We start from the raw sequence: 6,191 nt of genomic DNA, 5'->3' as shown, positions 1-6,191 counted from the left end.
GCGTTGCTGAATGAACAGATGAATAGTTAAACACGATAAGGGACAGGCACATCACCAAACTTGAGGTAATGAATTAGCAACCGAATCGAGTGAGCCAGCATATCTAGAGATTGGGAATAACATAAGGTTTTACGATGTAGACGCGCTAGATAGTGACGTAAACGGGTGTTTTCCCCCTCGATTCTCGTCCTATAAGTTTTGCTGACAATTCTTTTCGCCTGGAGGAATAAAACCAGGATAAACAGACCAACCATCGGTGACAATAAAATAACACTGCCAAGTAGCAACAATCTCCCACAACGGGGCGAAAGTTTTACCACTATGGTCACCTAACACCCAATCTAAAATTCCGGCTTGAAAGTGGTCTATTGCCGTCCAGAGCCAGATTTTGTTTTTTTTGAGCGGACAAAGGTTTCTAGTTCATCTAGTTCGCCCACTTCGGGAATCTGGTCAGGATTATAAGCATTGGGAAGTAACTCTCCTACCTCTTTAACCCAGCTAATTACGGTTGTATGATGCACTCCTTTGACCCGTTCAAGGCCACGAAATCCCATGCCATTAACATACATCTTCAGGCATTCGCGCCTCATCTCATCGCTGTACCCTTGATAGGGTTGATAGTTATTGATGAACTGCCGACGACAATCGACACAGATATGATTTTGTTTTTCTTTTCGATGTCCATTCTTGCGGATGTGGGTCGATCTACATTCAGGGCATTGCATGATGTGTTCCCTTGATATCATCTTTTAATTATGCAACGCCAGTTTTACCACCTGTGTGATTCCTTCTCCCTTATAAAACTACTGTTTGAACTGGTAACTCATGGTCGAACTTTTAATTTCCCAAAGTTATTATAGCTTGAATTGAAGTCAATCCCAAACCTACCATCATTGGTACGAGCAATAAACCGCCGCCTATACCGGATAGTCCTGCCAAACAGCCGACGATAAAGCCTCCCAACCCTAAAGTTAGCCCTTGCAGAATTGTCAATGTTTCAATTTCAAGCAACACTTGCAAAAGCCTTTGCTTTTCGAGGTTTGATATAAACTTTTTGCGCCGAAGTCAGTTGCAAGCGCTCGAGGTCTTCTCTAGTGATATATGCTGTTACTGCTTGACCGTCTTTGAGGCTTAATTCAACCTCAACTTCCCAACCCAAATGTATAATGCGATTAATTCGAGCCAAGGTAGAACTTTCCTCTGGTTCGGTTTGAATTAAAACGTCGTGAGGACGCAGAAAGACTTGAGAATTTGGTGAAGTAAAATTTTGGTGGTGAAAGATGTTAGAGGTACTGGGGAGAACATTTACAGTACCCACAAAACTCATCACAAAGGCGGTGGCTGGGTTGTCATAAATTTCTGCGGGTGTACCTACTTGTTCTACTTTGCCTTTATTAATTACCACAATGCGATCAGCAAGTTCCATCGCCTCCTCTTGGTCGTGGGTAACAAAAATAGTAGTGACATTAACTTGTTCGTGCAATTGTCGTAGTGATGCCCTTAATTCTTTACGCACTTTGGCATCTAATGCCCCAAAAGGTTCATCTAACAACAATACTTGGGGTTCTACAGCCAAGGTTCGCGCCAGAGCTACCCTTTGTCTTTGGCCGCCAGACAACTGCGAGGGATAGCGGTCGCCTAATCCTTGAAGTTGGACTAATTCTAATAGCTGTTCAACTTTAGCTCTAACTTTTGCTTTAGGAGCTTTTTGCAACTCCAACCCAAAAGCGATATTTTGGCGAATAGTCATGTGCTTGAACAAGGCATAGTGCTGAAACACAAAACCAATGCCGCGCGAGCGCACGCTTTTATGGGTTACATCTCTACCATCAATCTCAATTCTGCCGCTATCTGGAGTTTCTAACCCAGCAATTAGCCGTAGTAAGGTAGATTTTCCCGATCCCGAAGGCCCAAGTAATGCCACCAAAGAGCCAGAAGCGATCTCTAAGTTGATACCATCTACGGCTTGAAAGGAGCCAAACGAACGGGAAATATTTTTAACCAGAATACCAGTCATAAATTTGTTCCGTAATTGTGCACTGCAATCGACAACTATACAAGAGATTTTTGCATACTCCGGTTTGTCGATAGATTTACCGTATTTTACTGTTATCGGTCAAATAATACTTGTACCTTGGCTACAAAATATAGAAATTCTCATAGTTTGTTAATACTACTGTTTATCGATCGGATTTGTGTACTTTAAATCCTTGTATTTAGATTCAGGTTGTGACATACTCATTAATAATAATTAATTACGGTATTCCTACCGGATTAGTGGAGATTAAATATTTTCCCTATCAACCGCACAAATTTATTGGTCTAAGCGAACCTTGCTAAACAATTTAAGTGCTGATTTTCAGATTATTTTTGAGCGCGATCCTGCCGCCCGTAACTGGTTGGAAGTTTTATTTTGTTATCCAGGAATCCAAGCGCTGTTTGGGCATCAAGTAGCCCATTGGCTCTATTGCCGCAAAATACCGTTTATTCCTCGTGGTATCTCATATTTTGTCCGCTTTATAACGGGGATTGAGATTCATCCAGGGGCAAAAATTGGCAAGGGTGTGTTTATCGATCATGGTATGGGGGTGGTAATTGGCGAAACTGCGATTGTGGGAGATTACAGCACCATCTATCAAGACGTGACTTTGGGCGGTACGGGCAAAGAACAGGGAAAACGTCACCCGACCGTAGGACAAAACGTAGTATTAGGTGCAGGAGCCAAAGTCTTAGGAAATATTGAAATTAGCGATAACGTTCGGATTGGCTCAGGTTCGGTAGTTTTGAGAAATATTCCTAGCGATTGCACTGTTGTGGGCATTCCAGGGCGAATTGTTCGCCGTCAAGGAAAACTTGTTAATCAGGGCGATGATAGTTTGCCCGATCCAGAAGCGGAGGTAATTCGCGCCTTATTTGACAAAATTCAAGCTTTAGAAGCAGAGGTTAATCGTCTTAAAGCTCCTAGAAACGGTGTAATTCCGGTGGTAAATACTCACAGATTTCCGCAGAAAGACAATCTGTTAATTGAGAATTTCCTAGACGGAGCAGGAATTTAGAGCGATATACGATTGTTTATTTAAAAAAATTATGACTATTTTAATGCCGCAGTGCGATCGCATTATTGAACCAAAACTGACTAATTTTACCCGTCGCTCTTTCCTACCATTGCGACAAGATTCTGTCTGGTTGCTACAAACTGGAGTAGTTCGGACTCTAACGATACTAGAGGACGGAACCTCTGTTACGTTTGGATTGTGGGGTGAGGGGGATATTGTGGGTAAACCTTTGTCTCAAGCTAACCCTTATCAAATTGAATCTCTCACACCCGTAGAAGCGACGCTAATACATAAACAAAACTGGCAGTGCGATTCGTTGGTAGCCGAATCACGGTGAAAATCCGTACATAAGCTACCCAACCTGACAGCAGATTACTGTCGCTAAGGTTGAACTTCTCGATTGATGTAGGTGAAAGCCCTACCCGTCAAACTCAGACGTGACTCCTTATCTGCCCACGCCGAACCGACTCGGAGTACCTTCGGGGAAATTGGTAGAGCGAAGCTGGGAACAGGGCGCAATCAGACAGCCGTTACGGGCTGACACTGGCGCTAACAGGGAGTTTCTATGATGAAACAGATTCTATAAAAGCGACCCATTTGTGGGCAGGGCGTAAACCAGAAATTCTGGAGGGAAAACCCACCCTGACCTCGCCAGAGATATGTATCCCGCAGCATTTATTGCCAGCATAGCTGCATGAGTAAGGGATTCTGGCGGTTGAAGTGAATCCATCTAAGGGAACGAACAATCAGACGAGAGGAACGAATAAAAACAGTCTGTTAGGTCTGGGGTGTCATAACCCCAGTAGGCTAGACGAGTAGCGGAATCCCGCAGACTGGGTAGGATGACCCGTAATTGGGTCAAGGTTCAAAGAACACACGTTTTGGAGTAGAGCATGGTTAGACACGGCGACAACGCTAGTGAACTTTGGAAGAACCTATCCTGGAAGAAATTTCGGAAGGATTTATTTCGCCTACAAAAGAGGGTGTGGAAAGCAGTTAATGTTGGAGACAAGCGTAAAGCGAAGTATCTACAGAAACTTATCTTGAAGTCTAAGGCTGCAAGATTTCTGGCTATTCGCCAAGTAACTCAGTTAAATGCTGGTAAGAAAACGGCAGGGGTTGACGGCGAAGCGTCCCTCACATTTGAGGAACGCTTCACCTTAAGCGAATTACTTAAGGAAAACGTCAACACATGGAAACACAATAAGCTACGCGAAATTCCTATCCCCAAAAAGGATGGAACAATGCGTATGCTAAAAGTTCCCACTATCGCAGATAGAGCTTGGCAATGTCTCGCAAAATATGCACTAGAACCTGCCCACGAAGCAACTTTCCACGCTAAGAGCTACGGATTTCGGACAGGTCGCTCGGCACACGATGCCCAGAAAATACTGTTCAATAATCTAAACTCCTCAAGTAATGGAATCAATAAGCGAGTCATCGAACTCGATATAGAGAAATGCTTCGACAGGATTAACCACTCATCCATTATGGATAAACTCATTGCCCCTTTAGGCATTAAGACAGGTATTTTTCGCTGTCTTAAATCAGGAGTTAACCCAGGATTTCCCGAACAAGGAACGCCACAGGGTGGAGTCGTTAGCCCACTACTTGCCAACATCGCGTTAAACGGAATTGAAGGTCTACTTAGGTATCACCGGAATAAGGGTAAAAGGATAACCAACAAAACCCCAGAGGAAAGTATTTCAGAACCATCAATCCGCTATGCGGACGATATGGTAATTATACTCCGACCTCAAGACGATGCTGAAGAAATACTGAATCGTATTAGTCAATTTCTAGCGGAACGAGGATTAAAGGCAAGTGAAAAGAAAACCAAGCTAACCGCTACTAAAAATGGATTTGATTTCCTCGGCTGGCACTTTAAAGTGCAAAGCAACGGAAAGTTTAGATGCGTCCCTTCAGTGGACAACTTCAAGGCTTTTCGTAAGAAAGTAAAACACATAGTCAACAACAGTAGCTATGGTGCTAAGGTGAAAGCCCAAAAGCTTGCACCCATAGTTAGAGGCTGGAGGAATTACCACCGCTTCTGCAAAATGGATGGGTCACGGTTTAGACTGTACCTCATGCAAAACAGAGCATTTAAGGTATTCAACAAGGAGCCTAAACAGAATCGCTACACTAGCAAGAAATTGTTAGACCAAGCTTTTCCAACAGTTCCTTACTCCGAAAACAAGCACATAAATGTCAGAGGAAATAAATCCCCTTATGACGGTGACTTGACCTATTGGAGCGAACGTAACAGTAAGCTCTACGATAGTACAACCTCTAAAGTTCTAAAACGACAAAACCATTCATGTGCCAGATGCGGACTAAAGACTACATCCGAGGAGCGAGTTCACTTGCACCATAAAGATGAAAATCACCACAACTGGAAATTCAATAATCTGGAAGCTCTACATGAGTCATGCCATGAATACATCCACATGAGCAAAAAGGCACTGCCTAATTGAATCGGGAGCCAGATGAGGCGAAAGTTTCACGTCTGGATCTAACAGGGAGGGGCGCTGGATAATACCAGCCCTCGACCCTAACTGAAGTTACAGATGCAATGCTTTTACATATGCAGCGCTCGGAAAAATTTATTGAAATACTGCACTGTAAGCACGCTGAATCTAAATTGCTGCAATTATTTGGTTGGTTAGTAAAAAGATTTGGTTATCAAGATATGCTTGGACAACAACGGATTGATTTGCGTTTGACCCATCAAGATATTGCCGACTTAGTGGGCTTAACTCGTGTAACTGTAACGCGGCTAATGAAAGTGTTTGAGCGACAAGGAATTATTCAGCGCCAAGAGCGACAATTTGTTGTGATGCAAGACCAAGCACCATTTTGGCATTATGAAATTTAAAACTATGAAACGTAAAAAAAGATTTAACTTATGGATGGCAATATTTGGGTTTGTAGTTGTAGCGACCTGAAATCATAATCGCTCCGACCCGAAATTATCACGTTTTTGAGACCAGATTAAGGGTCTTACACAGTTTTGATACTGTTGGCGAAACATTACTTAACGTCTGAAATGCCGATTAATTGGTTAGGTCAGCCTGCTCTGGCAGTAGCATAATATAGTCTAAAGCAAATTATTCAAGGAGAGGATAATAGGATGTT

The 6,191-nt window shown here is 42.9% G+C and carries 8 protein-coding genes and 1 pseudogene; 5 read left to right on the top strand and 4 right to left on the bottom strand.

Annotated features, from left to right (window positions below; translation table 11 throughout):
* Positions 1-26: 26 nt before the first annotated feature.
* From C7B70_RS24685 to C7B70_RS24680, 3 genes and pseudogenes are all read right to left on the bottom strand, one after another.
* Positions 27-725: pseudogene (locus tag C7B70_RS24685) on the bottom strand (IS1 family transposase).
* A 112-nt stretch (positions 726-837) separates the two neighbouring features.
* Entirely contained in the window at positions 838-1,014 is a 177-nt protein-coding gene (locus C7B70_RS26680) for a hypothetical protein (RefSeq protein ID WP_233221138.1), read from the bottom strand.
* Positions 1,004-2,017: a sulfate/molybdate ABC transporter ATP-binding protein gene (locus C7B70_RS24680; RefSeq protein WP_106371541.1), complete on the bottom strand. Its 1,014-nt coding sequence runs from the start codon at positions 2,015-2,017 to the stop codon at positions 1,004-1,006. Before C7B70_RS24680 ends, C7B70_RS26680 begins: the two co-directional genes overlap by 11 nt.
* Positions 2,018-2,333: 316 nt before the next feature.
* Here C7B70_RS24680 and cysE point away from each other — a divergent pair, with 316 nt between their 5' ends.
* From cysE to C7B70_RS28575, 3 genes are all read left to right on the top strand, one after another.
* Positions 2,334-3,056: a serine O-acetyltransferase gene (cysE, locus tag C7B70_RS24675; protein WP_106371540.1), complete on the top strand. Its 723-nt coding sequence runs from the start codon at positions 2,334-2,336 to the stop codon at positions 3,054-3,056.
* Between the two features lie 31 nt (positions 3,057-3,087).
* Positions 3,088-3,393: a Crp/Fnr family transcriptional regulator gene (locus C7B70_RS24670; protein ID WP_199192548.1), complete on the top strand. Its 306-nt coding sequence runs from the start codon at positions 3,088-3,090 to the stop codon at positions 3,391-3,393.
* 72 nt (positions 3,394-3,465) lie between these two features.
* A complete protein-coding gene (locus tag C7B70_RS28575; protein ID WP_255409384.1) occupies positions 3,466-3,597 on the top strand; it encodes a hypothetical protein in 132 nt (43 codons plus the stop codon).
* 39 nt (positions 3,598-3,636) lie between these two features.
* Here the strand turns inward: C7B70_RS28575 and C7B70_RS26675 are convergent, their stop codons facing one another.
* Positions 3,637-3,786, bottom strand: coding sequence for a hypothetical protein (locus tag C7B70_RS26675; RefSeq protein ID WP_158260588.1), 150 nt, complete (start codon positions 3,784-3,786; stop codon positions 3,637-3,639).
* Positions 3,787-3,949: 163 nt separating this feature from the next.
* Between C7B70_RS26675 and C7B70_RS24665 the strand changes: the two genes are divergently transcribed.
* Together C7B70_RS24665 and C7B70_RS24660 are read left to right on the top strand one after the other, a co-directional pair.
* Positions 3,950-5,530 (top strand): reverse transcriptase domain-containing protein, encoded by a 1,581-nt coding sequence (locus tag C7B70_RS24665; protein WP_106371539.1) that lies wholly within the window; start codon positions 3,950-3,952, stop codon positions 5,528-5,530.
* A gap of 98 nt (positions 5,531-5,628) precedes the next feature.
* Positions 5,629-5,931 (top strand): Crp/Fnr family transcriptional regulator, encoded by a 303-nt coding sequence (locus C7B70_RS24660; RefSeq protein ID WP_199192547.1) that lies wholly within the window; start codon positions 5,629-5,631, stop codon positions 5,929-5,931.
* The last annotated feature ends 260 nt before the right edge of the window (positions 5,932-6,191 follow it).

This window comes from Chlorogloea sp. CCALA 695 (assembly GCF_003003885.1).
Classification (GTDB): Bacteria; Cyanobacteriota; Cyanobacteriia; order Cyanobacteriales; family Chroococcidiopsidaceae; genus Aliterella.
This window is presented reverse-complemented; position numbering and strand designations above follow the sequence as displayed.

Excerpts from the sequence above, each read along its gene's own strand:
- C7B70_RS26675 (WP_158260588.1), bottom strand. The coding sequence starts at position 3,786 with ATGGATTCACTTCAACCGCCAGAATCCCTTACTCATGCAGCTATGCTG.
- C7B70_RS24680 (WP_106371541.1), bottom strand. The coding sequence starts at position 2,017 with ATGACTGGTATTCTGGTTAAAAATATTTCCCGTTCGTTTGGCTCCTTT.
- C7B70_RS24665 (WP_106371539.1), top strand. The coding sequence starts at position 3,950 with ATGGTTAGACACGGCGACAACGCTAGTGAACTTTGGAAGAACCTATCC.
- C7B70_RS24660 (WP_199192547.1), top strand. The coding sequence starts at position 5,629 with ATGCTTTTACATATGCAGCGCTCGGAAAAATTTATTGAAATACTGCAC.
- C7B70_RS24670 (WP_199192548.1), top strand. The coding sequence starts at position 3,088 with ATGACTATTTTAATGCCGCAGTGCGATCGCATTATTGAACCAAAACTG.